The following is a 25,426-nucleotide window of genomic DNA, read 5'->3' as shown; positions in this document are numbered from 1 at the left end:
CCTCGCTCGCTTCCCCCGCCCCGGGCGGAGGCCGGCCGTTCAGCTGGCCGCACCGTCAACCGAGGAGCCCCGCCGGAACCAGGTGCCCGGCGATCAAGGTACGGGCGGGGGCCGGAGCCGGCACCGCCACGTAGAGCACCTGCTGGGCGTGGCAGGCCCGGCGCCAGCCCTCCGCCCACCGGGCGACGGCCTGCCGGTAGCGGGCCAGCAGGCTTTCGTCCACGGTGACCTCGACGGTGGTGCCCGTTTCCGCGTCCACCAGGGTCCACTCGCCCGGCGGCGGGACGCGGTCGTCAAGGTCCAGCAGGTGGATCAGGGCGCCCTGGCCTGCCGCGGCCAGCAGGGCGGCCACCTGACGGCAGTAAGCCGGGCTGTCGATACCGCCGGGGTCCAGCAGGTCGCTGATCAGGATGGCCAGGCTACCGCGCCGCGGCGGGCCCCAGGCCGGCCGTGCCGGGGCCCCGGGATGGGCCTGCTCTCCCCCGGGCCCCGCCTGCCAGCGTTGCAAGGCCGCCCGCAGGGCGGTGGTCACCGGCGGGCCACCGCCGGCCGCCCGGGCTGCCGTGGGTTCCCCGGGCACCTCCTGCCCGGTGCGTGCACGCGTGCCCTCCCGGTCCCCAGCCGGCCGCCCGCTCTGGAGGAACCTGGCCGCCCGCTGCCCGGCCATCCGATCGGCTGCCGCCGCCAGGGCCACCGCCAGCCGGTGGCGGGCGGCCCGCCCCCGCCCGCCGCCCAGGGCCAGGGCCCGAGGGCCCTCCAGGAGCACCACCTCCAGGCGGTCGCCGTGGTGCAGGGCGCAATACCCCAGGGCTGCGGCCAGCTCGAGGGCCGTGTCTCCCTTGTCGCCAGCCACCATGGAGGCGGACCCGTCGACCAGCAGGGTGACGGCCCGCTCCCGCTCGGCCTGGTACTCCCGGACGTAGGGCCGGTCCAGCCGGGCCAGGGCCTGCCAGTCCAGGGTGCGGGGGTCGTCCCCCGGCGCGTACTCCCGGAAGCCGGCGTACTCCAGCGAGCGCCCCTTGGACCGGGCGCGGTACCGCCCCGACCATGCCTGGGGAGCGGCGGCCTGGCCCAGCAGCTGGAGCCGCTCCAGCAGGGGCACCAGCGGGCGCTCAAGCCAGCGGTCCAGGTTGGGCGCGGTCATGGCCACCGTCTCCTCGATCTCCCGCGACGGGTCGGAGGGATGAAGCCACCGGGCGGTGGGCTGGCGTCCGGCTCCCGGCGGGGGCCCGTTCGTCCCCCGCCGGTTCCGCCGCCCGGTCTCCGGGGGTGCGAAGATCCAGCCGGGCTGCCAGCTCGGCCAGCACCTGCTCGGCGCCGGTGCCTTCGGCCTCTGCCTCGAAGGTCAGGATCAGGCGGTGCCGCAGGGCGGGGAAGAGGACAGCACCCAGGTCGGCATAGGCCACGTTGAGCCGCCGGTCCATCAAGGCGCGGGCCCGGGCGCCCAGCAGCAAGGCCTGCAGCCCCCGGGGACTCGCACCATACCGGACGAACCGGCGCACGGCAGGGGGAGCCTCCGGGTGCTGGGGATGGGTCATGGCCACCAGCCGGGCGGCCCGCTCCAGCACCTCCCCGGTGACCGGCACCTGGCGGGTGAGGTTGATCCACGCCTGCACCTCGGCGGCGCCTTCGGCCACCGTTTCCGGCGCGGGCGGCTCCGGACCCGTGGTGAGCCGCCCGATGGCGGCCAGGGTGGCTTCGGCAGGGTAGGGGACCAGCACCTTGAACAGGAACCGGTCCAGCTGGGCCTCGGGCAGGGGAAAGGTCCCCTCCATCTCCAGGGGGTTCTGGGTGGCCAGAACGAAGAAGGGACGGGGCAGCGGCCGGGTGGTGCCGCCGGTGGTGACTTGGCCTTCGGCCATGGCTTCCAGGAGGGCACTTTGGGTCTTGGGGGTCGCCCGGTTGATCTCGTCCGCCAGCACCAGGTGGGCCCAGATGGGGCCGGGCTCCCACCGCCAGCCCCGGCGCCCGCCCGGCTGCTCCTCCAGGATGTGGGTGCCCAGCAGGTCGGCGGGCATCAGGTCCGGCGTGAACTGGATCCGGGAGAACTGAAGGCCCAGCACCCGCCCGAGGGCCCGCACCAGGGCCGTCTTGCCCAGGCCGGGCACGCCTTCCAGGAGCACGTGGCCGCCGGCCAGAAGGGCCCAGAGCACCTGGCGGATGACGTCTTCCTGGCCCAGGATGACCCGTTCCAGCTCGGTGCGGACCCGCTCCAGTTGTTCGGCCACCCGGTCCAGCCGCCGGGCCAGGACATCGGGATCCTCCAGGCCGGGCGTCCCCTGCCCCGGCGGGCTGAACCCGCTGCCGCGGTCCTCGCGATCCGTCACCCGTTCCGCCCCCTGTCTGGATGTTGCGGCGCCGGTTTCGTCCTGCTTCCGCTGCGTGTTTCGTCGTCGCGGGGCACGGGCCGGACGGGGTCCCTCGTCCTGCTCGCCCGCCTCCCGGTCACCCGGGCCCCGCCTGCGGTCACGGGCCATGCGCCCCCCCGCCCACCCGGCCCCCCTCCCGGTCACGGGCCCGCCGGGGTCACGGGCCCGGCAGGCTGTCCGTGCCCGTGCCGCCGAAATAGGCCTGCACGAGCCACTGAAGCTCCGGCGAGAGGTCTTGAAAGCTGCTCGTGCCCAGGTCCAGGGCAGCCTGGCTGGCCCACCGGCGCTGCAACTCGCCGGCGGGCAGGGTCCGGCCCGGCTGGATGGTGATGGGTTCGTCCGCCCAGCCGGGAAGGGTGAGGGAGCCCGGCGCCTGGCCGCCCGGAAGTCCCTGGACGGTGCCGCCGGGCAGGCTGGATGCCAGCCCGCCGGCCAGCGGCGAGCCGGTGGTGCCCCGGCCCCACCCTGCACCGCCGGCTCCCTGGGCCGCGCCACCGCCGCCGGGCCCGCTCCCAGGCGCCCCGCCGGATCCGCCGCCGGCGCCCGCGCCGGGCCCGGGGGTTGACCCCGGTGCAGTTCCCGGCGCTATCCCCTGTTCGGAGCCGGGGGGGGCTACCTGACGCCAGCCCGTTCCCTCCCCCGGCCGGGCTTCCCGCGCCGTCCGGACCACTGCCCTGTCCAGGGACGAAGGGGGCGGTTCCGGGGCCGCTGCGCCCCCGGGCGAGGCCGGCCAGGGCCACCTGCCCGGCCAGAACCTCCAATCCCCCGGCCAGCGTGGAGAGTTGGCTGGCCAGTGCCTGCAGCCCGGCGGCCGCCTCCTGGGCAGCGCCTCCCGTGACGCCCGCCGTTTCTGCCGCCCCCGGCGTTCGTGTCTCCCCTGGCGTCGCCGGCGCCGGGAGCCGGGTTTCCGGTGCGGCCGCCGCGGCGGCCCGGGCCAGGTCGGCTGCCCGCTGGGCGGTTGCGGCCGCCTGGGCCAGGGCCGCAGGATCCAGGCTGGCTCGAGCCTCCTGCAGCTGCCGGGCCAGGGTGTGCAGGGCTCCCGACAAGGCGTTATCGACCGGGGATGATGCGGAACCTTCCCCCGTCCCCCCTCTGGGTGCCCCGGCCGGCCGGCTGCCGCGGGATCCGCCGGCGGCCGCCTGCTCCCGGGAACCTCCGGGCTGGCGGCCAGGCGGGCCGCCGGGATCGGGCCCCTCCGGTTCCGGCCCGCGGAGACTGGCGCCCGAGGGGGAGGGGGCGCCATCCGCGTCCTCCTCGCCGCCGGCCTGCGGCCGGTCCTCCGGCGGGCGGGTCCCGGCGCCCGCGGGGGCCGGGGTGCCGGGTTCCTCCCCCGGTGGGTTCACGGTGGCGGGAAGGCTTTCCTCAAGGGCCTTGACCTGCCTTTCCAGGCGGGCCAGCTCGGCCCGCCACTGGGCCCGCTGGGCGCGGGCCGGGGCCAGGGGGTGAGGGGCCAGCCAGAGGGCAGCGTCCGCAGCCAGCGCCAGCAGGGCCACCGCCGCCCATCGCCGCCAGCGCCGGGGGGCGACGGGCAGGTGCCGAGGGTCGGCTTGTCGCAGGGCAGCCAGGGCCCGCCGGCGCTGCAGAAGGGTCATGGCGGCCGGCACCAGGGGATCGGGGTGCAGGGCCGTCAGGGCCTGCTCCCCCAGGTTGGCTGCGGCATCCGCCGCCCGGGCGGCTTCGGTCCAGCCCGGTGTGGTGATCCAGGCCCGCACGGCCGCGGCGGCCAAGGTGAGGGCGGCCACGGCGAGGGCGGTGGTGCGGCCCACCGGGTCGACGAGCCAGCGGTCCGTCACCAGCGCCGGCAGCGCCAGCCCGGCGGCCAGGACCAGGCCGGCCAGGCCGTGGGCCAGGAAGTGCCGGCGCCGCAGCCGTCTCCGCCAGGGCGCCAGGGCAGAGCGGATCTGGGCACCCGCCCCCTCCCCGGCCGTCTCGCTGGGCAGCCCCTGGGGCTGCTCCCGGATGCTGCCCGCCACGCCGGGGGCGGCGCGGGTCCCGTGCGAACCCGACCCGCGCAAGCCCCGTCGGTGCCCGCTGCGGTCGCCCCGCTGCGAGCCGCCCCCTGCCTGCCGGTCCTCTTCCGGGCGGATGTTGGCTGCCGCTCCGGGTCCGGTGCGGCGGCGGAACCTCATGGCGCCATGCTCCCTTGCAGGGGGGTGATCCTCCACCGGCCCGACCCCCTCCCCTTGACTCGGCTTCCCTTCCCTCGCCTTGCCTGCCCCTTCCTTCCCCTTCCTTCCCTTCCCGCGGCCTCAGCCTTCCGCCCGGCGGCGGTTCAGCAAGAGGGTTGCGGCCGCCGTCAGGACGAAGGTCACGAGCAGCGCAATGGCGACATAAAGCCAGAAGTAGCCATCGGCCCCCAGGTGGGCCGCCACTCGAGCGGCCACCGTCAGCCGGTTGTGTGCCGGCGTCAAGGGGGCCACCGGCGACGGGGAAGGCGGCACGGCGATGCTGCCGGCAATCCAGTTCCAGGCTTCGAGGAAGGGCGAGCGCATGGCGTAGAGCAGCGCCAGCACCGGGCTGGCCACCTCCACGGCCAGCGGGCCCACGGGCTGGGGAGGGAGCGGGCCGTAGGGCGGCCCCTGGCGCAGGGCGTTGAGCAGGGTCCGGCTGATCAGGGTCAGGATGACCCAGCCGGAGGCCGTGGCGTACGTGGCGATGACCGCCGGGATGGTCCGGCGGAACAGGGTGGAGAAGAACAGGCCCAGGGCGGCCCAGGCCAGGCCGCTGGCGGCGAACACCGCGCCGACCTTCAGCAGCGTGCCGGGATCCACCGCATTGAACCGGAACAAGGGCAGGAAGACGGGAAAGGAGGCCACCACCAGCCAGAGGGAGAGGGCGACGGCGGCCACCAGCTTGCCGGTCATGATGCGCCACGCGGGCAGCCGGGTCGTCAGGAGCACGTCCAGGGTCTGCCGCTCCCGCTCGCCGCTGATGGCGCCGGCGCCCGAAGCCCCGGCCACGGCGCCGGTGAGCACCAGTTCCGCCAGCATCATCGCCTGGAAGAGCAGCCAGCTGACCTCATAGGGGCTGGCGTGGAGCCCGCTGGCCCGGTTGATGCCCGACAGCACCACGCCCAGGACGAACACGGCCGCCACCACGGCCACGTAGGCCACCAGGAGGACCACCGTCCGGCTGCGGCGCATCCGGGCCCGGAACTCCAGCTCGATGATGGGGTTCAGCGGGGTGGGTGCCAGGAGACCGCCCAGTTTCTGGCGCAGCGCCTCTCGCCAGGCCGCTTCCTTGACTCGCCAGGCCGCCTCCTTAGCGGGCACTGCCGCCACCTCCCCTTCCACGCCGTCGCCAAGGCCGCCAGCTCCGCGCCCCTGAGGCCACGGGCCCCAGGGGTTCCGCCCGCCTGCCGGCCCCCTCCCCGCCGCCGGCCTCCCCGCCGCCGGCTTCCCCGCGCCCGCCCTCCGGGCGGCCGGCTTTACCCCCACCGCCGGGGCCAATGGACCCGGCGGGGCTGCCCGCCAGGGTTTCGACGGCATAGAGGAAGGCCTCTTCCAGGCTGCCGCCCAGCTCGGCCAAGTGGCTGACCATCAGGCCCGCTTCCACCAGCCGGGCGTTGGCGGTGGCCAGGGTGGCCGGGCCGCCGGCGAAATCCAGCACCCCTTCGACCCGCGAGGCCTCCGCGCCGGTGGGCTCCATCTCCACCCGGGTCACCGCCGGCAGGCTGGCCAGGACCTGGCGGGCCCGGGCGGCCACGGCCTCGGGCTCGTCCTGGGGCGGAACCAGCAGGTGGAACCGGGCCGACCGCCGCCGCACGGCGGCCAGCACCTGGTCCATGGTGCCCGAGACCAGCAGCCGGCCCCGGTGGAGGATGCCGATGTGGGTGCAGAAGTCGGCCAGCTCGCTCAGGATGTGGGAGCTGACCACCAGGGTCTTGCCCATGGCCGCCAGCTCCTTCATGAGCTCGCGAAACTCGATGCGGGCGGCCGGGTCCAGGCCGCTGGCCGGTTCGTCCAGGAGAAGGACCTGGGGGTCGTGGATCAGGGCGCGGGCCAGGCCCAGGCGCTGCTTCATGCCCCGGGACAGGCCGTTGACGGGCTCGCCTGCCTTGCCCGCCAGGTCGACCAGCTCCAGCAGGGCATCGCGGCGGCGCCGGGCGGCCGGACCCCGCAGGCCGTAACAGGCGGCGTAGAAATCCAGGTACTCCGTGACGGTGAGGTCGTCGTAAACCCCGAAGAAGTCCGGCATGTAGCCGATGACGCCCGCCAGCTCGCTTCGCTGGCGGGTCACGTCGACCCCGCATACCCGGGCCTCGCCGCCCGAAGGGTCGAGCAGGCCGGCCAGGATGCGGAGGCAGGTGGTCTTGCCGGCGCCGTTGGGACCGATGAACCCGTAGATCGCCCCCTGGGGCACCACCATGTCGATGCCCGCCAGGGCCTCGACCCGGCCGTACAGCCGGCGCAGGCGGCGGGTGACGATGGCAGGCTCGCTGCTGCCGGCCTCGTGGCTGTGGGCCCCGATGGGACCGGGCTCGCCGCGGCCATCCCTCCCACCGGTCTCGCCCCCACCGGCCTTGACGTCCTGCGGACCGTGCCGCCGCGGCGCTTCCTGGGTGCTCACGGGCTCACCTCCAGCGAGAGGACCGGCCGGCCCAGGACCATCTCCTCACCCTGCGGGCCGGACAAGCGAACCAGCAGGCGGCCCCCGGGCGGGAGGAAGCGGTGCAGGGCTTCACCCTCGACCACCACCTGATCGCCGGTCACCGTGACACCGCTGGCCACCCAGGATGGGGCGTCGGGGGCCAGGCCACCCTGAAAGGCCTTGACTGGTACCCACCGGCCGGCGCTGAAGTCGTAAACGTCCACGGCCACCTGCGCCGAAGCCGGCGGGGCGGAGAACCTGCCACGGTACTGCAGCTCGATCGCCAGCCGGCGGGCAGCCGCGGTGACGGCCGCCGGTGGCCGCCACTCCATCACCGCCTCGCCCGAGCGTAGCCGAACGGTATCGGGATCCGGCACGAAGACCTCGCTGGCCCGCAGCAACCGCGTCATGGCCGGCCAGATGGCGTTGCTGGCGGTGAAGGCCGGCAGCGGTCTTTCGGTGGCCGGGCTGGTGCCGGGTCCTCCGGGCCCACCCGCCTGGGGCGCGGCCGGTGCCTCGGTGTCCAGGCCGGGTGCGGTGACCGGTGCCAGGAGCAGCGTGTAGCCGTTGGGATCCCACTGGGAGGGCGGGATGGCCTCGGATCCCCCCGCCCCGGATCCCCCCGTCCCGGGGGGTGAGGGCGGCACCGCGCCCCCGGTGCGACCGGCCACCACAGGAGTCCCCTGGATACCCGCCACCAGCACGGCGTCGCCAGCGACGGCAGGCAACAGCGATTCCAGGGCCTGTTCAAGGCGGGCCCGCTGGCGCAGGGTGGCGATGTCCGCCCTGAAAACCGTTCCCGCGCCAGCCAAGCCGCCACCAGGCACGCCGCTGCCGAGGCTGCCCGGCACCAGGCTGCTCGAGGGGGTGGACGGCCGGTCGAAGACCCGGACCTCCTGCACCGCCTGCTCGCCCGGGTCCAGGTCGCCGAAGCGCGCCACCACCCCGCCCCCCTGCAACAGCAGCACCCCCGAAAGCCGCACCCCAAGCCCGTTGGTGACCTCCACGCGCCAGCGGCCGTCTCCGGTGGGGAACCACCGGGCTACCAGCCCTCCCGCCGGGCTTCCGGCATCGAGCTGCAGATCCAGGTGGGCTGCCACGGGGATCACCTGTCCGGCCGAGGCGGGCCACGTCACCTCCAGTCCCCGTGGGGTGACCTCCGCCTCGAGGGTGCGGTTGTCCGCCGGCCGGTCGAAGGGGCCAAACCCCATGCCGGCATCAGGTGCGGTGACCAGGGTCCCGTTGCGCAGGATCAGCCGGGCCCTGCCGCCGGGGCGGTAGGCGGAGACCATCCCCGCCCAGACCCCGCGGGTGCCGGTTTCGTCCAGAAGGAGGAACCCGGCCCCGGTATGGGGGACCCCGCGGCCTGCCACGGCACCGCTGGCGTACGACGCCCCGATGACCAGCAGGGCCAGGGCGGGGACCACCACCCAGGCCCAGGGGCGGCGTCGCTTCCGCCCCAGCCACCGGAAGGTGACGGGACCGATGAGAAGGAGGTAGGCAATCACCCCGCCGATCAGCACCGCCGTCGAGGGGAACTGCAATCCCGGCAGATCCTGGGCGCCGCTGCGCCAGAGTTCCACCAGCTGCCAGGGAGCCTGGTGGGATCCGAGGGCGCGCAGCAGCGCCTGCACCAGGAACCGGTACCCGCCGGCGTCCAGCGTGGTGGGCATGTCGACCGGCGCCGGCGCCCGTGATGACCCCGGCGTCATCATCCCCATGCCCACCTGGGCCGCGACGGACGTGGCCAGCCGGGTGGAGGGCGGGGTCAGGTCGCTTCCCAGCCAGCTGGCCAGGGCGTTCGGGGTCCCCGGCCAGCTGAGCCAGGGCTCGGCGTCGAGCCGGGTCGACCAGGCGTAAACCCGGCCGAAGCCCACCCGGGCGATGGATCCCAGGGGGGCCGAGCCGGCGCTGGCCGCGCTGCCGGCATGGCCCGCCCCGGCAGGCCGGAGCCGGGCGGCCACCACCGGGGTATCGGCCGGCGGGGCCGGGGTCCTGGGGTCGATCACCCGAGCCCACATGACGGCCTCATCGAGGGGGCTGGTGGTGGTGCTCCCCGCCACCTCCCATGGAAAGACCCGGGGGCCCAGCAGGTCCGCCACGGCGGTGGCATCGGGGCCTGTTCCCACCAGCAGCGTTCCGCCCAGCTGGACCCAGGTGGCCAGGGCGTTCCGCTGGTCCCCGTCCAGCCGGCGCAGGGCCGCGGCGCCATCGACCACCACCAGGTCGAAATTGGCCCAGCCCACCGTGGTACGGGGGGCCAGCTGCGGGTCGAGGCGCTCCACGCTGGCCGAGCCGCCCCGGGGCGCGGGAAGGGCGCCCAGATACGGGATGTCACGCTCGGCCAGGAGAGCGATGAGGACGTCGGAAAACCGGCCGCGACCCACGGGTAGGGGGGCCAGGGCCACGACCTGGCCGCGTTCGTCCCGCAGCCGGACGTCGAGACCCATCACGGGGGTTTCCCGGGGGCCGATGGCCACGGGGACGATCACCGTGCGGGTGGCTCCGGCGGGAACCTCCACGGGCTGCCGCCAGCGGATGGCATCGACGAAGGCCCTGCCCCGGCCGGGCGGGATGGCCACGGGCGATGCGGGCGAGCCGAAGGAAGGGGCGACAACCACCCCCGCGATCTCCAGGGTGCCCCGGAAGGTTTCCGGACCCGGGTGGGTGATGGAGACCTGGGCGGGCACCCACGGGCCGCCCGCCGGTTGCCGGCCGTAACCGGCGGCCACCTCCAGCCGGGGTTCGTTGCCGGACGAGGCCGGACCGCCGGGAGTGGCTGCTTCAACCCTGGGTGGCCAGGAACCGGTGCCTGCCGGCGCCAGTGCAAAGGCGACGTTCACGAGCAGCGCGGTCAGCATCGCCAACAAGACCGCCAGTACCGCCCGGACCCGTCGCCGCCGCGGGAGGGAACCGGCGTGCTGGCCCCGCTTGTTCGGCTTGTTCAACCCCAGGTCCATCGCCCCCTCCGGCCTTCCCTCTGCTGGTTGCTGGCTGGCCGCCGGCGCAGGCGGCCGGCCGCGCCACTCTGCCGTTCGCCTTCCAGTGCTCCAAATCCTGTAAGGGTTCAGGGTGACTTCTTGCGGCTGACTTCGCGTAAGGCACGGCGCGGGATGCACGGCGCCTGCCCGGGAGGGCACGGGTGCGACCAGCTTCGCGTCACCCTCCGCGTCACCCCTCTTGATAGACGGCGGGCGCCGTCACCCGTTCCCGCCTCCCCACCGGTTGCCGGCTTCATGCGGGCGCAGATGCAACACCGCCTGGGCCGCCGGCTAAGCCTCGTAGACCCGCTCTCCGTCCAGATACGTGGCCAGCACCCGTACCGCGTCGAGCTCCGCCGCGGTGTCCGGTCCGGCCGCCAGCACGTCCCGATCCAGGACCACGAAATCCGCCGCAAAGCCGGCTTTGAGCTGGCCGGTGCCGGGCATCCGGGTGACCCGGGCCGCCTCCCGGGTATACAGGGTCAGGGCCACATCCAGGGGGATCGCCTCGTCCGGACCCAGCACCATCCCGTTGGATGCCCGCCGGGTGACGGCCATCTTGAGGTTGGCAAAGGGGCTGGCCGGGTCGGCCCAGGAGGTGGCCGGGGCGTCCGATGACAGCGCCACCTGCACCCCGGCGGCCAGCATGGACCGCAGGGCGTAGGCCCGCGACGCCCGTTCCGGGCCCAGGTTGTTCAGGTAGCTTTCGACCTCCGCGAACAGGAAGATGGGCTGGGGGACGAAGGCGATGCCCGCCCGGGCGGCTTCCGCCATGGCCGCGGGGGATGCCAGGGTGGCGTGCTCCAAGCGGATGGAGGGGCTGCCGTCCAGCCAGCCCGGGCCGTCCAGCCGGCCCGGCAGGCGGGCCAGGCTGTTCACCACCAGGTCGATGGCCCGGTTGCCCATGGCGTGGACGGCCAGCTGCACCCCGAGCCGCCGGGCGGCAGTTGCCGCCTCCAGAAGCTCGGCCGCGGTGGTCATGGCCAGGCCGGAATCCTCGGGGGAGGGGGCGCCCGGGGAGCTGAAGGGCGGGTCGACCCACGCGGTGCGGCCGGAGATGCTGCCGTCGGCAAAGACCTTGATGCCGCCGACGGCCACCGGCTGGCCGGGCCCTGGCAGCGCCTCGGGCCGGAGGGCGGAGGGAGGCTCATCGCGGAGGTGCTCCCACAGGTAGTAGAGCACCACCCGCTGCCGCAAGCCGCGGGCGTGGGCGTCCCGGTAAAGGGCCAGGTCGTCGACCGGCCGGCGCCGGGCCATCATGTCGGTGATCCCGGTAATCCCCCGGGCGAAGAGGAAGGGACTGAGGTTGGCCAGCATCTGGGCCCACGCCGCGGGGGGCGGGGTGGGGATGCGGTCCAGGACCAGGTACCGGGCCGACTCCCGCAGGATGCCCGTGGGCTCGCCGTGTTCGTCCCGGTCGATCCGGCCACCCGGCGGGTCCGGCGTCTCGCGGGTGATCCCCGCCAGCTCAAGGGCCTTGCTGTTCACCGCCACCACGTGGTAGCAGATGCGGGTCAGGACCACGGGTACATCGGAGGCCCCCCGGTCCAGATCCCAGCGGGTCGGGGCTCGGCCCTCGGCCAGCTTGCCCTCGTCGTAACCCCAGCCCAGGATCCAGGGCAGGGTGCCGGACGAACCGGCGGCGCCGGATCCGGGCACGGACCGTCCGGCCTCCTCTCCGCCGGATGGGCTCCGGGCCGCCTGGGCATGGCCGCTTCCGTTCCCACCAGGGCCTTCGCCACGGCTTGCCAGACCGGTTCCGCCGGGGTTCCGGCCTTGCCGGCCCGCTCCCCCCGGGCCACCCGGGGCTAGGGGCAGCCGGCCTAGCTCCGCCCGCCTTCGCCGCACGGCCTCGATGATGTCGTCGAGCGAATGGGCGGCCGGAGGTAGGCAGGCAATCTGCTGTGCGGTTTCGGCAAGGAACAGGGGATGCATGTGGGCATCGATGATGCCGGGGATGACCCGGCAACCTTGCAGGTCAACCCGTTCCACGCCGGTGCCGGGGTTGGCGTCCTGCTGCCGGCCGATCCAGAGGATGCGGCCGTTTGCCACGACCATGGCTTCGGCCTCGGGCTGGTCCGGGTCGGCGGTGAAGATGCGCCCGTTGTAGAAGAACCGGACGGGCTGGGATGGGCCCGCGGCCTCCCGAGACGGCAGGGGGCTGGATGGCCCTGCGCTTGAGGGCGGGTTCATGACCAACCTCCTTTACTGACCGAATCAGGCGCACAGGTGCAGGGCTGATGACCTGGACCTGAGGAAAGGAACATTCGACACCGGAACCGTGAATCCCTGAAGCCGCTGGGACCACCGGCGATCCGGGCGGTGCCGGATCCTACCTTCGCGGGAGCAAAACCCGTCCGAGGATAGCATTGATGGGCAGTTGCAGGGTTCAACTAACGATCGGGGGTGGGCCCCAGAGGGGCCCACCCCAGCTCTGACCCTGACCGCCGCTGGCGGTGATACTAGCAGAGCCGGGCCAGGTAGCGGTAGGTCAGGTCGAAGACCTGCTTGCTCATCCACTCCAGGCCGAGTTCAAGATCTTCCCACACGTTGTCCCCCAGACCAAAGGCCTTCCAGGCTGCCTCGATGCAATCCAGGGCCAGGGGATAACCGGCCAGCCACGCCTGCAAATCCTCGGGGGCTTCCAGCTCGGTGCCCGGCCAGGCGGTGTCGGGGTGATCTTCCGGGATGGTGGCGAGGTGGGCGACCGCATGCTCCACGTACTGGCGTGCCCACCGGTTCGGGCGCCGAAGGCCAAGGACCCGGCACACCTCCAGGGTCACCCGCCGGGCCCCCGATGGCTTCCGGCCGGTGCCGCGGGGCGCGGAGCCGGAGAGGCGGCCGGTTCCAAACCCAATGAAGGCGCCGGTCCGGGGTTGGCCGTCGGGATCGTCGTCGCTGCGGACGGTGCCGATGCCGAAGATGACCAGTCCTTCCTCCTGTTCCTGCGGCGCGTCCTGTTCCTCATCGCCCCCGGGGCCGTCCTCCGCCGCGGCCGGTTCGTCCCCGGAAGCGGTGGTGGAGGTATCGCCTCCAGCCGGAGCGGCGGAAGACCCGATGGAAGCGGCCAGGCGGCGCCGGACGGCAGGATCCGCCGGGTCGGCGCCGTCGAAGAAAATGGCTTCCGCCAGGTGAGAAGGCTGCAGCGGGCAGGCCGCACGGTCCCGCAGATCCAGGATCTGCCGGCGGCGTTCGTCCATGGTGACGGGGTCCGGTTGCACCGGCAAACCGGCCAGGGTCCGGAGGTAGCGGCGCAGCAGGACCCGCCCGGTAGCACCAAGGTGCTCGCCAATGTCGGCCGGAGTACCGATGAAAAGGGGCAGGGGCCCGCCCAGGCCCAGGCGGCCCAGCAGGTTCAGCGCCTTCATGGCCACGTCATCCCGGCTCGTCCCGTGGGTGATGATGTAGGGCCGGCCCCGGGCGATGGTCGCGGCAAACAGCATCTCCCGCACCGTCCATCCCCCTCCGTGGTGGCAGCCAGGGGCTGCCGGGTGTTCTGGTATTATTTTACCACACACATTGGGTCGATGTCAATACTGGCGTTGGCGCAGTGTTCACGTAGGAGGGCATTTGTCAAGAAATAAAATTCGAAGAATATATAAAATAATTTCCAGCGGCCGCCGCCTGGCGTATTAATAAAAAAGACTTCTGAATATTTCGGGGAATCTTCTGAAATATTCGGGAATATTTCGCATGGCCAGCGGCCCAGGACCGCCGGCCGGTTGAAGCCAAATTGGGCTTCTGCCCCGGCTTCCCCCGTTCGCTTCCTTCAGCTCGGCCCCGTAGCAGGCCCCGTAGCAGGCCCCCGGTCTCCGGCCGGCATGCTGTGGCACTCCCGGCCGGGCCGTGAAAGGAAGTCCCGTAAGGACGTGGAAGGGAGCGACAACGAAGCCGGCCGTGCCACCGGCCGGTCCCAGGGGCTTCACGGCCCACCGGGCAAGGCCACCGGCTGGCCGCGAGGGGACTCAGGGTGCGGTACCAATCCTACGCCTACGGCCTGAATCACTGGGACGTAGACCCCGGTCTGCGGCACGTCCTGGCCTGCTTCCCAGCTGGCCCAGTGGTAGGAGGAGTTGGGGCTGGCTCTCGTTCTTGTTCCCAGTCGTCACCATGCAGGAGAGCTGAACTACTTCGTGCGGCGGCTGTAAGGATAAGAACGCCACCCGCTCGGGCCCCCGGGGGAGGTGGATTTTCGAGGCAGCGAGGCTTACCTGGTGGGCAAGCCGGAGGAGGGTATCTACTGGAGGTCCTCCGGGCAACATTCAGGCCCTGGGTCTGCTGGAGGCCATGGTCAAGAAAAGGGCCCACGAGGCCTTTCTGGCGGAGTTCATCCCCATGCTGGACGAACCCGGCACCCCAGAGGTCCGGCATGCCCGCCAGGTCATCGAGCAGACCCTGACCCGGCTGGCGGAGGCGGCCTGCCGCCGGCCGGAAGAAGCCCAGTAGTATGCCAAGGACGTAACGGTCCAGTTGGCCGACGCGGCCCAGGTCGCCCTGCTTTGCCACCTGGGCCACCAGCTGGGGGCCGGCTCCCCGGCCGGGCAACGGTACATTGCCCTCGCCGGTCATTACGCGCGGCGGTTCCTCCTGGCGGAGGAGTATCCGGCGTGGGCGTATGACAATCCGGCCATCCGGTGGGGAGCTGGTGGGGCTGGGATTGCCTCTGGGGCGAACCGGAGCTCGCGTAAGGAGCTGCAGCTTGGGACGGCGGGATCCTGATCCAAGGGGGCAGGACGGTGAACGGCTGGCTTATCTTGGCCATTATGCTTGTTGTGGCCTTGTTGTGGCGATGTTGGTCTTGTTGCGGCTGCGGGAGGGGACCCCAGTCCGCAAGCTACCCTTTCAAAGGGTGGCCTCGTTGCTCACGCCTGCGGAAAAGCAGTTTGCCCAGGTGCTGGACCAGGTCGTGGGGGATCGTTATAGGGTGCTATCCAAGGTGCGATTTGCCGACCTGTTCACCATCCAGGCCTCGGGGAAAGATTGGTGGCAGGCCTTCGGCCGTATCAGCAACAAGCATGTCGACTTTGTCCTGGTCGATCCGGGATCCTGGGCACCGTTGCTGGCGATCGAGCTCGATGACTCGTCGCATGGCCAGTCTCGCCGCCGCCAGCGGGATCAACTGGTAAACGAGATCTGCCGGGCAGGCGGCCTACCCTTGCTAAGGATTCCGGTACGGAGGCGCTGGAATCTAGACGAGGTCAGCGCTGAGATCGCCCAGCAGATCGGTTTATCCCAGGGTATTCCTACCCAGGCAGATACCCAGGCGGATACGGCAGCATACGGGGAAATTGCTGCATCTTCGAGCGGCGCCTCAGCCGTCGACCGCCCCCGCTAACCCGCCGGGTGGCCGGTCATGAACCGGCCACCCGGGCGCGCAAAACGTGCTTCAGGACCTTCCCCGTAGCGTTGCGGGGCAACTGGTCCACCACATGCAGCTGCTTGGGGATCTTGAAACGGGCCAGCTTCCCTTCGCAGAAGGCGACCAGCTCATCCAGGGTGACTGTTTCTCCGGGCTTGGGAACCACGAAGGCTGCCGGCACTTCACCCCAACGCTCGTCGGGGGCGCCGGTCACCGCCACCTCCAGGACCTTGGGGTGCTGGACCAGCACTTGTTCGACCTCGACGGGGTAGACGTTCTCGCCACCGGAGATCAGCATGTCCTTCTTCCGGTCGACGATGTAATAAAAGCCCTCGTCGTCCTGGCGGGCCAGGTCGCCCGTATGGAACCAGCTGTCACGGAAGGCTTCGCGGGTGGCTTCGGCGTTGTTCCAGTACCCAGCGCACACGTTGGGCCCGCGGACCACCAGCTCGCCCACCTGTCCCGGTGACACATCCTGGCCGGTGTCGTCCACGATGCGCAGTTGAACGGTGTGCACCGGCAGCCCGATGGACCCGTTCTTCCGCACGGCGTCGCGGCTGCTTAGGATGGCGACGTCGGGGGCCGTTTCGGTCATGCCGAACCCTTCGAGGAAGCGGAAGCCGCGGGACTGGAAGAACTGGATCACGGTGAGCGGGCAGGGAGCACCGCCGGACACCAGGCTCCGCAGGCTGGACAGGTCGTAGCGATCGAAGTCGGGAAGCCACATCACGGCCTGCCACATGGCCGGCACCAGGAACAGCACCGTGATCCGTTCCCGTTCCACCAGCTCCAGGGTCCGCCGCGGGTCGAACTGGCGCTCTAGCACCACCGTGCAGCCCTTGAACAGGGCCGGCAGGGTGTAGACGCTCAGCCCGCCGATGTGGAACATGGGTGCCACCGTCAGCACCACGTCCCGGGTCTCCAGTCCTTCCTCGTTGAGGAGCATGTTCACGGCGTTCCACACGGAGTTGCTGTGGGTAAGGATCGCCCCCTTGGGCCGCCCGGTGGTGCCGGAGGTGTACATCATGAGATGCGGGTCAAAAAAGCTGATCTGGGCTTCAGGCTCGCGGGCGGCCGGCAAGTGGGGTTCCAGGAGGGCCTCATACTGCAACGGCCGGCTCTCGGCCGAAGCGGGCGGGTTCGTCCCGGCGACGGGGCCGTCCCTTGCCTCGACCAGGGCCCGGACCGCCGTGCCCGCTGCGGCGTGCCGGGCGAGCGGCTCGAGAAGGGCGTCGTAGAACAGCACGCAAGCCCCCGAGTCCGACAGGATGAACTGGACCTCCGGAGGCGCCAGCCGCAGGTTGATGGGCACGGCGATGGCACCCAGCTTGGCGGCGGCAAAGAGCACCTCCAGGAACTCGCAGCGGTTGGGCATCAGGATGGCCACCCGGTCGCCCTTCCGGACCCCGAGGCCGGCAAGGGCGTTGGCCAGGGCGTTGACCCGCCGGTTCAGGTCGCGGTAAGTGAAGCGCCGGGGCCCGTCGACCACCGCCACCTTGTCCGGGTACAGCAGGGCCGCCCGGGCGAGTAGGTCGCCCACCCGGGGCGGCTCCATGACCACCCCACCCGACACGTACGCTCCCATGACCGCACCCCCATGCGATCCAAGGACCTTCATGGTCTCAACTCAGGATGGTGGCGTGCTTGCGCCTGGGCAACTGCACCTCCCGGTTCTCGAATTGCTTGAAGTACCGGCTCACCTCCCGGCGCAGGTCCCGCGGCGGGATCAGGTCGTCGACCACCATCTCCGCCGCCAGCCTGGTGATCTCGTAGCCCTTGCGGTACTCCGCCCGCAGGGCGGCCACCACCCGGGCCCGCTCGGCGGGGTCGGGGATGGCCTGCAGCCGGTTGAAGTAGACCGCATTGATGGCCGCTTCCGGGCCCATGACGGCGATCTCGGCCGAGGGCAGGGCCAGGGTCACGTCGGGATTGTATGCAGGCCCGGCCATGGCGTAGATCCCCGCTCCGTAGGCCTTCCGCACCACCACGCAGACCTTGGGCACCGTGGCCGACGAGGTGGCGAAGATGAACTTGCGCCCGCGCCGCAGGATCCCCGCCCGTTCCACCGCCGACCCGGCCATGAACCCCGGCGTGTCGCACAGGTAGAGCAGCGGGATGTTATAGGCGTCGCAGATCCAGACGAACTCGGCTCCCTTGTCCGACGACTCGGGGAAGATGGCCCCACCTCGCACCGCCGGCTGGTTGGCCACGATGCCCACCACCCGGCCGTCGATGCGGGCGAATCCCGTCACCAGCTCGCCGGCGTAGGCCGCCTTGACCTCGAGAAAGCTTCCTTCATCCACGATGGCTTCGATCAAGCGCCGCACATCGTAGGGCTGGTTGGGATCCTGGGGGATGATGGCGTCGATCTCCGCAGGATCCCGGGCCGGCGGCCGCGGTTCGCCCCGGGGCGGGCGCTCGTCGCAGTTGTCGGGCAGGTAGGAGAGCAGCCGCTTGACCAGATCCGCAGCCTCTTCTTCCGACCGGGCAACGAAGTCTGCCGAGCCGCTGACCGTGGCGTGCATGCGGGCGCCGCCCAGTTCTTCCGGCGATACCTTCTCCCCCGTCACCATCTGCACCATGCGGGGGGACGCAATGGCCATGGCCGAGCCGGCCATCATGATGACGAAGTCGCAGAACACTGGGGTGTAGGCGGTACCGGCGAAGCACGACCCGTACAGCACCCCGATCTGGGGCACGACACCGGACATGATGCTGTGGTAGTAGAACAGCCGGCCGCCGCTGTAGCGGTCCACGTGGTAGCCGCCCGCCTCGTCGATCCGCGCCCCCGAGGAGTCGACCAGGTAGAGGATGGGCCGCCGCGCCCGCATGGCGGCCTCCTGGGTGCGGATGAGCTTTTCGCCGTGGTAGCGGCCGATGGAGCCGGCCTTCACCGTGTAATCGTTGGCGGCGAAAAACACAAGCCGCCCGCCGATCCGCCCGGTGCCGGTCACAACCCCGTCGGCCGGCAGCTCGGGATCGCCGGCCCTGGCGAACTCGCCGAACTCGGTATAGGGCTCGCCGTCGTCGAAGAACAGGCGCAGCCGGTCGCGGACGAAGAGCTTGCCCGCTTCCCGCTGCTTCTCGTGGCCCCGCTCGGGACCCCCGCGCTTGATGCGTTCGAGCTCCTGAAGGATGCGGGCCTCCCGTTCCACCGCCTCGTGACCTCCTCCGCTCATGCCATGCCGAACAGCGTGGCGCCCCCGTCCAGCGTCAGGCCGCCGTCGCACACCAGGGTCTGGCCGCAGAGCCAGCCCGCGTCGTCGGTGCAGAGGAACCGGATGATGCGGGCCACGTCCTCGGGGGTGGCCACCCGCTTGCGCGGGGTGGCGGCCACCAGCCGGGCCGCCACCTCGTGCCAACGGTCCCCCGCGTAAAAGCGGGCGGAGTCGGTCTCCACCGGCCCGGGACAGACGGCGTTCACGTTGATGCCCAGGGGGGCCAGTTCCACAGCCAGGTAGCGGACCAAAGATTCCATGGCCGCCTTGGCCGCCCCCAGGATGCCGTGGCCGGGGATGAACCGGATGCTGTCGTATCCCGACACGGCGACGATCTTCCCCGCCCGCCCCTGCATGAGGGGGACCGCCGCCTGGACCATCTGGATGAAGGCCTGGATGGTGATGGCAAAGGTCCGCTGGATGTTGTGCGGCCCCACGGCCAGCAGGGGCTTGAAGGCGGTGGCGGCGGCATTGGCCACCAGGATGTCAAGGACCCCGGCCTCCTCCCGGATGCGGTCCATCATGGCCGCCACCGCCTGGGGGTCCTCCAGGTCCGCCTGGACCGGGATGCCGCGCCCCCCGTCCCGGGCGATGGCCTCGGCCACCTGGCGGGCGTCCTCCTCCCGCTGCTTGAAGTGGACGAACACCGTGGCTCCCTCGCCGCCCAGGGTGCGGGCCACCGCCTCTCCGATGCCCCGGGAGGCGCCGGTCACCAGGGCCACCTTGCCGGCAAAGCTCATGCCCATCCTCCTCTTGTTGCGCGGCACGGCCGCCTCGACACGCCCGCCTCAATACGAGCGCGGCAGTTCCAGCTCGTGCTCGGCGATGAAGTTGAGCACCATCTCGTTGTTGATGGGCGCCGTGCGCAGCAGCCGCGCCGAGGTCCAGAGGTGGATCAGCTGGTTCTCCTTGACGAAGCCCTGCCCGCCGAAGGTCTGGATGGCCCGGTCGACGGCTGCGATGGCGGTCTCCGAGGCCAGGTACTTGGCCATGTTGGCCCAGGTGCCCACCCGCTCCGGCGAGATCTGCCGGTCGAAGGCCTGGGCGGCCCGGTAGGTGAGCAGCCTGGCCGCCTCCTGCATCACCCGGATCCGGGCCAGGGGGTGCTGGACGGCCTGGTACGAGCCGATGGGCCGGTCGCCGAACACCTTGCGCTGGCGGGCATACTCGGCGGCCCGCCGCAGCACGTGCTCGGTCAACCCGATGCCCGTGGCGGCGGCCAGGATGCGCTCGGGATTCAGGGCGAAGAACAGCACCTGGGCGCCCATGTGTTCGGCGCCGATCAGGTGGTCGGCGGGCACCTCCACGTCATCGAACACCAGGCGGAACTGGCGGTAGCCCTCGATGCCGGCGGTGTTCATGGGATACAGGTGCAGGCCGGGGGCGTGGCGATCTACCAGGAACAGCCCCAGGCCGTAGGTCCGGGGCAGGCCCTGCTCCTTCAGGACGGCATAGGGGATGGTCCGGGCCACCACCAGGATCATGTCGGCCACGTCGGCCCCGGTGATCCAGCCCTTTTCGCCCCGCAGCCGGTAGACCCCGCCCTCCTTGCGGGCCTCGGTCTTCATGCGGAAGCTGTTGGTGCCGCTCTCGGGCTCGGTGATGGCGAAGGCCAGCTTGAGGGTGCCGTCGGCGATGCGGGGCAGCCACCGCTGCTTCTGCTCCTCGCTGCCCCCGCGGAGGATGGCGGTGGTGTCCATGCTGGTCACCACCACCAGGGCGTTGCCGTAGCCGGCGCTGGCCAGTTCCTCCATCACCAGGGTCAGGGCCAGCAGGCCGAGCCCCGTGCCGCCGTACTCCTCGGGGATCAGCAGGCCCAGCAGGCCCGCCTCGGCCATCTGCTCCCACATGGCCTCGGGGAAGCGCTGCTCCTCGAAGATCTGGCGGAGGAACTCGCTGCGCTGGGGTTCGAGGCGCCGGATCAGGTCGCGGGTGATCTCCACCACCTGGCGGTACTCGTCTCCCAGGTCGAGCAGGTTGAGATGGGTTGCCTGCACCCCGGGTGCCTCCTTTCGTGTCGATCTGGTGCAGTGGCGCGTGGTTCCCGGCGCGTGGTTCCGGTGCGAGACGGCCGTGCGGGACGGCCGCCCTGGCCGGCTATTCCCCGGGTGCCGGCAGGACCGCCCGGGGCGGGCGCATGAAGGGGGTGGCCGCCAGCACCTCGTCGGGAACCTCCACGGTCATCCGCAGCATGGCGGCGGCCAGGGACTTGCCCTGGGCATCGAGGCGCAGGGAGGCCGGCCCGCCGCCCCCCAGGGCATTGCGCAGGACGATCTTGATACCCCGCACCCGGGGCAGGGGGTAGACTTCCGCCGGTCCCCGGGCCAGACCCCGGAAGTGTTCCAGCACCGCCGCCGGTGTCAGTTGCTCTTCCAGCGCCCTGTAAAATCCGTCATTGGGGGCGAACACCGTCAGGTCCAGGGTGTCGCCCTTGTCACCCGAACGGACCTGGCAGTAACCCCGCAGGGCGACCCGTGCCATGCAAACCCCTCCTTCACCGGCCCGCCCCGTTCTCCCTGGGGTGGCCCTGCCGGCGGGACCTCCCAGGCCGCCGGACCTGCCGGCGGGGCCCCCGCCCCGGCGGGTTCCCACCCAGGCCCACCCCCCAGGCCGGCGGGCCCACCCGGTAACACCCCGAGGACGGCGGTCTACCCGGCCTTCTCCAGGGCATCCAGCCCCAGCACCTCCACCCGCACCGCCTGTTCGACCCACCCGCGGGGAACGGTGGTGGACCAGATGCCCAGCAGCTGGCGGGAGCGACCCAGGCCCGGCAACGCGCCGCCGATGTACGGGGGCCCGTTGAGGGCCAGGGGCGGGAAGAGCCGGGCCAGCCGCTCGGCTTCCTCCCGGGTCCGGGTCCGGATGGCAAAACGCAGGTAGACCTCGTTGGGCTCGTCGGGGATGGGGGCCAGAGGGCCGTGGAGGGCGTTGACCCCCAGATACTCCACATGGATCGCTTCGGGGTTCAGCCCTGCCCGGGCCATCTGCCGCCGGATGATTCGCTCCGCCGCCTGGGCCTTTTCCAGGGCGTCGGGCCAGGAGTAGCCGATCACCGCCTGGCCGAGCCAGCCGTCGTCATAGCCGGCGGTGACCTTCAGGACCTCGGGCCGGGGACCGCCCCGGATCCCGCTGACCCTGACCCGGTCGGGGCCTTCCTGGACCAGTTCGATCTGGGAGAAGTCGGCGGTGACGTCCGGGTTCACGTAGCGGGCCGGGTCGTGGACCTCGTAGTAGAGCTGCTCCTTCACCGTATCGGGGGTGACCAGGCCGCCGGTCCCCTGCGGCTTGGTGATGACCAGCCCACCGCCGGCATCCACCTCGGCGATGGGGTAGCCGATGCGGTCCATGTCGGGGACTTCCCACCAGCGGCCGCTGAAGTTGCCGCCCGTGGCCTGGGCCGAGCATTCGCTGATGTGCCCGGCCACCACCCCCACGGCCAGCCGGTCCCAGTCGTCCCACCGCCAGCCGAACTCATAAACCAGCGGGGCCAGGAACAGGGAAGCGTCGGCCACCCGTCCCGTGATCACCACATGGGCGCCGGTGGCCAGGGCGCGGACCACCGGTTCGGCGCCCAGGTAGGCGCTGGCGAACAGCAGCCGCGGCCGGACCTCTTCATACGGCGGGCCGCCGTCCAGCGGCTCCAGGGGTGCCCCTTCTTGCCGGAACAGGTCCAGGCGATCCAGGACGTCGTCGCCCGTGACCACCGCCACCTTGAGGTCCTGCAAGCCCAGGCGGGCCGCCACCTGCAGGACCTCGCGGGCCGCTCCGTAGGGATTCAGCCCGCCGGCATTGCTGATCAGCCGCACGCCCCTGGCCATGGCCACCGGCAGCACCGTCTGGCACAGGAGCCCGATGTCGCGGGTGTAACCGGCGCCGGGGTCGCGCTGCCGGTCCTTGTGCAGGATGGCCATGGTCAGCTCGGCCAGGTGGTCGCAGCAGAGGTACTGGATGTCGCCTGCTCGCACGGCGTCCGCCGCGGCAAAGGGGAGGTCGCCGTAAAAACCCAGCCCCGCGCCGATGCGGACGGTCCTGGCTGCCATGCCTCATCACCTCCGGGGGAAGAACCCTGCCCCTCGGGTCCCACCGCTGCTTGCCGCTCCCCGGGCGGCGGGGCCGGCCGCCGGCCGGCCGTCGATCGAACCGGCCCTGGCGGGAAGGCCCGGCGAGAGCCCCGGGACCGGTGGCGGCGCCGGTTGGTCCCGACCAACCGGTTGGTCGGTGCCGCCCACAGGAAAACCGCGCCTCAGCGGTGGGTCCACTGCGGCGCTCGCCGCTCGAGGAAGGCCGTGGCGCCTTCCTTGAGGTCGGCGCTGAGGAAGGTGCTCACCCTCAGGCTGTTGGCGAAGTCGATGGCCGCCGGGGCGGGCAGGCTCAGGGCAGCAGCGTAAGCCCTGAGGCCGGCGCCGATGGCGGCCCCGCTGCGGCCCGCCAGCTCGGTGGCCACGGCCCGGGCCCGCTGGAGGACCTGGTCCCGGGCCACCACCTCCGTCACCAGGCCGAGGGCGCTGGCTTCCTGGGCACCGATCCGCCGGCCGGAAAGGCCCAGGGCCAGGGCCTGGCGCGGGCCCATGACCTGCATCATCAGGGGCAGGATCACCAGGGGGAAGAGGCCCAGCTGGATCTCCGGCGTGGCGAAGACCGCATCGTCGGCGGCCACCACCCAGTGGCAGAGGCACACGAGGCCCAGCCCGCCCCCCATGGCTGCCCCCTGCACGGCGCCGATCAGCGGCTTGGTCAGCCACTGCCCGGCCTTGAAGAGCTCGGTCGACCGCTCACCCTGCTCCAGCACCTGGGGTCCGGTCAGCCGGTCGAGCCCGGCAAACTCGCGGATGTCCCCCCCGGCGCAGAAGGCCTGGCCCGCTCCGGTCAGGACCAGCGCTCGTACCTGGGGGTCCCGGCACCCCCGCCGCAGGGCTGCGATCAGAGCCTCCGCCATGGCGGTGGAGAGCGGGTTCCTTCGTTCCGGGTCGTTGAGGGTGATGATGGCCACGGGGCCGTCGGCCTCGTACAGGACCAGCTGGTCTTGTTGCCGGACCTCCCCCTTTTGCAGCCCGGCCTCCCCCTGCATGGCGCCCACGAGCACCACCTCCTGCGAAAGCGGGCCCCCGCGTCGCCTGAACCCCCGGTCCCACGCCGGGCGAAGGGCACGTGCCGCCCGGCCGGCCGCCGGGGAGCGGCCGGCGAGCCCCTAGCCCTGATAGAGGTCTCGGTGCTGCTGGCGCAGCACGTGCTTCTGGATCTTGCCGGTACCCGTCCGCGGGAACTCGGTGGCAAAGACCACCCGCTTGGGCACCTTGAACCCCGCCAGCCGTTCCCGGCAGTGGGCGATCAACTCCTCCTCGGTGGCCTGGCTACCGGGCTTCAGGAGGACGAAGGCGGTCACCGCCTCGCCCCAGCGGTCGTGGGGCAGCCCGACCACGGCGCACTCGGCCACCGCCGGGTGGGCCAGAAGGGCCCGTTCGACCTCGATGGACGCCACGTTCTCGCCGCCGGTCTTGACCATGTCCTTCTTGCGGTCCGTGAACCACACGACCCCTTCCTCATCCATCCAGCCCACGTCGCCGCTGTGGAACCAGCCGTGGCGGAAGGCTTCGGCGGTGGCCTCGGGGTTGTTCCAGTATGCCGTCATGCACTGGGGCCCGCGGTAGACGATCTCCCCCACCTGGCCCCGGGGAAGGAGCCGGCCCTGGTCGTCCATGATGCGCACGTCGGTCATCACCGTGGGCAGGCCCCAGGAGGCGGGCTTGGTGTGCTGGTGGTGGGGGCGCTGGAAGACCGTGGGCGGGGTGAACTCCGTCTGGCCGGACCCCAGCACCACGTCGGCGTTGGGGAAGAGGGCCTGGATCTCGGCGATGCGCTCGGGCGCCATGGGCGCCATGGCATAGAGGCAGCGGCGCACGGAGGAGAAGTCCCGCTCCCGCACGCCCGGCTGCTGCAGCAGTTCCTGCCACATCATGGGCAAAAGGAGCACGTGGGTCACGCGGTGCCGCTCGAGGGCGTCCATCACGTCCCGGACGTCGTACTTGCGGAGGAACACGGCCGTGGCGCCCACCAGCAGGGCCGGCAGCAACAGGGCGTTGAGGGCGGCGCAGTGGAAGATGGGCAGCACCAGGAGGAGGACGTCGTCGGGATCGGACTTGTTCGCCACCGCCGACGCGAGGGCGGTGATGGTGACGGCCAGGTGGCTGGTCAGCACGCCCTTGGGCAGGGAGGTGGTGCCGGAGGTGTAAAGGCACTGCACCGTGTCCCGGTCGGCGATGAAAACCTCCAGCTCCGCATCGTCCGGGTCAAGGCCGGCCCGGGGGCCGCCCCCGCCCGGTGGCCCACCGCCGGGGGAGCTGGCCGGTGCCGGCGGTCCGGCCAGCAGGCGGTCGAAGGCCAGGAACTGGACATGGCCGGCCGTGAACTCGGTGGCCGGGTCGACCTCCGTCAGGTAGACCCGCTGGATGGCGGGCAGGCGGCTTGCCGCGGCTTCCAGGGCCGTCCGGAAGATCCCCTCGGCCACCACCACCCGGGCCCCGGCGTCGTGCAGGACGTAGCCGATTTCCTCGGGCCGCAGGCCCAGGTTGACGGGCATGGCGATCAGGCCCGCTTTGGCGCAGGCGAAGTAGGTCACCACGAACTGCCAGGTGTTGCGGGCCATGATGGCTACCTTGTCCTGGTGCCCCAGGCCCAGGCCGAGCAAGGCCCGGCCCACCCGGTTGGCGTACCGGTTCAGCTCGGCGTAGGTCAGGGTCCGCCCGCCATGAATGTCGACGATGGCCGTCTTGCTGGGATACCGCTGGGCCGTGCGGGTCAGGATGTCGCCAGCGCAGACCCGCTGGATGAGGTTCAGGGCGAGGTCAACGGACGGAGCGTCCCCCTCCCGCACCCGTGACGCCGTCCCCCCCATGGACGGTCACCCCCACA

The 25,426-nt window shown here is 71.9% G+C and carries 18 protein-coding genes; 2 read left to right on the top strand and 16 right to left on the bottom strand.

Annotation, left to right across the window (positions count from 1 at the left end; all coding sequences use genetic code 11):
• Positions 1–55: 55 nt before the first annotated feature.
• The 8 genes from DYI95_RS13120 to DYI95_RS09330 all read right to left on the bottom strand — a co-directional run bounded on the left by DYI95_RS13120 (position 56) and on the right by DYI95_RS09330 (position 13,392).
• Positions 56–1,144 carry a DUF58 domain-containing protein gene (locus DYI95_RS13120; RefSeq protein WP_116900063.1) on the bottom strand — a complete coding sequence of 363 codons (1,089 nt, stop codon included), beginning with the start codon at positions 1,142–1,144 and terminating at the stop codon, positions 56–58.
• Positions 1,113–2,327 (bottom strand): MoxR family ATPase, encoded by a 1,215-nt coding sequence (locus DYI95_RS09360; RefSeq protein WP_116900064.1) that lies wholly within the window; start codon positions 2,325–2,327, stop codon positions 1,113–1,115. Before DYI95_RS09360 ends, DYI95_RS13120 begins: the two co-directional genes overlap by 32 nt.
• 182 nt (positions 2,328–2,509) lie before the next feature.
• Positions 2,510–4,498, bottom strand: a complete 1,989-nt coding sequence (locus DYI95_RS09355; RefSeq protein WP_116900065.1) for a hypothetical protein — start codon at positions 4,496–4,498, stop codon at positions 2,510–2,512.
• A 120-nt stretch (positions 4,499–4,618) separates the two neighbouring features.
• Positions 4,619–5,641 carry an ABC transporter permease gene (locus DYI95_RS09350; protein ID WP_116900066.1) on the bottom strand — a complete coding sequence of 341 codons (1,023 nt, stop codon included), beginning with the start codon at positions 5,639–5,641 and terminating at the stop codon, positions 4,619–4,621.
• Positions 5,631–6,938: an ABC transporter ATP-binding protein gene (locus DYI95_RS09345; protein ID WP_116900067.1), complete on the bottom strand. Its 1,308-nt coding sequence runs from the start codon at positions 6,936–6,938 to the stop codon at positions 5,631–5,633. Before DYI95_RS09345 ends, DYI95_RS09350 begins: the two co-directional genes overlap by 11 nt.
• Positions 6,935–9,919 carry a hypothetical protein gene (locus DYI95_RS09340; protein ID WP_116900068.1) on the bottom strand — a complete coding sequence of 995 codons (2,985 nt, stop codon included), beginning with the start codon at positions 9,917–9,919 and terminating at the stop codon, positions 6,935–6,937. Before DYI95_RS09340 ends, DYI95_RS09345 begins: the two co-directional genes overlap by 4 nt.
• A gap of 312 nt (positions 9,920–10,231) precedes the next feature.
• Positions 10,232–12,133 (bottom strand): amidohydrolase, encoded by a 1,902-nt coding sequence (locus DYI95_RS09335; protein WP_116900069.1) that lies wholly within the window; start codon positions 12,131–12,133, stop codon positions 10,232–10,234.
• Positions 12,134–12,402: 269 nt separating this feature from the next.
• On the bottom strand, positions 12,403–13,392 hold the full coding sequence (locus tag DYI95_RS09330) for a hypothetical protein (protein ID WP_116900070.1): 990 nt from the start codon (positions 13,390–13,392) through the stop codon (positions 12,403–12,405).
• A gap of 835 nt (positions 13,393–14,227) precedes the next feature.
• Between DYI95_RS09330 and DYI95_RS09325 the strand changes: the two genes are divergently transcribed.
• Complete coding sequence (locus DYI95_RS09325) at positions 14,228–14,386, top strand: hypothetical protein (RefSeq protein ID WP_158556022.1); 159 nt, start codon at positions 14,228–14,230, stop codon at positions 14,384–14,386.
• A gap of 343 nt (positions 14,387–14,729) precedes the next feature.
• The gene (locus DYI95_RS09320; RefSeq protein WP_243149979.1) at positions 14,730–15,275 is read left to right on the top strand and encodes a DUF2726 domain-containing protein; all 546 of its coding nucleotides are present in this window, start codon (positions 14,730–14,732) and stop codon (positions 15,273–15,275) included.
• 16 nt (positions 15,276–15,291) lie between these two features.
• Here the strand turns inward: DYI95_RS09320 and DYI95_RS09315 are convergent, their stop codons facing one another.
• From DYI95_RS09315 to DYI95_RS09280, 8 genes are all read right to left on the bottom strand, one after another.
• The gene (locus tag DYI95_RS09315) at positions 15,292–16,884 is read right to left on the bottom strand and encodes a long-chain fatty acid--CoA ligase (protein WP_203530634.1); all 1,593 of its coding nucleotides are present in this window, start codon (positions 16,882–16,884) and stop codon (positions 15,292–15,294) included.
• Between the two features lie 37 nt (positions 16,885–16,921).
• Entirely contained in the window at positions 16,922–18,478 is a 1,557-nt protein-coding gene (locus tag DYI95_RS09310) for an acyl-CoA carboxylase subunit beta (RefSeq protein WP_203530632.1), read from the bottom strand.
• Positions 18,475–19,257, bottom strand: a complete 783-nt coding sequence (locus DYI95_RS09305; protein WP_116900074.1) for an SDR family oxidoreductase — start codon at positions 19,255–19,257, stop codon at positions 18,475–18,477. Before DYI95_RS09305 ends, DYI95_RS09310 begins: the two co-directional genes overlap by 4 nt.
• Before the next feature lie 48 nt (positions 19,258–19,305).
• Positions 19,306–20,514 carry an acyl-CoA dehydrogenase family protein gene (locus DYI95_RS09300; protein WP_116900075.1) on the bottom strand — a complete coding sequence of 403 codons (1,209 nt, stop codon included), beginning with the start codon at positions 20,512–20,514 and terminating at the stop codon, positions 19,306–19,308.
• Positions 20,515–20,614: 100 nt separating this feature from the next.
• Entirely contained in the window at positions 20,615–20,998 is a 384-nt protein-coding gene (locus DYI95_RS09295; protein ID WP_116900147.1) for a hypothetical protein, read from the bottom strand.
• Positions 20,999–21,165: 167 nt separating this feature from the next.
• A complete protein-coding gene (locus tag DYI95_RS09290) occupies positions 21,166–22,557 on the bottom strand; it encodes an acyclic terpene utilization AtuA family protein (RefSeq protein ID WP_116900076.1) in 1,392 nt (463 codons plus the stop codon).
• 203 nt (positions 22,558–22,760) lie between these two features.
• Positions 22,761–23,585: an enoyl-CoA hydratase/isomerase family protein gene (locus tag DYI95_RS09285; protein WP_243149978.1), complete on the bottom strand. Its 825-nt coding sequence runs from the start codon at positions 23,583–23,585 to the stop codon at positions 22,761–22,763.
• A gap of 120 nt (positions 23,586–23,705) precedes the next feature.
• On the bottom strand, positions 23,706–25,409 hold the full coding sequence (locus DYI95_RS09280; RefSeq protein ID WP_116900078.1) for a long-chain-fatty-acid--CoA ligase: 1,704 nt from the start codon (positions 25,407–25,409) through the stop codon (positions 23,706–23,708).
• Positions 25,410–25,426 lie beyond the last annotated feature (17 nt).

The sequence above is a fragment of the Thermaerobacter sp. PB12/4term genome, assembly GCF_003403315.2.
Classification (GTDB): domain Bacteria; phylum Bacillota; class Sulfobacillia; order Thermaerobacterales; family Thermaerobacteraceae; genus Thermaerobacter.
This window is presented reverse-complemented; position numbering and strand designations above follow the sequence as displayed.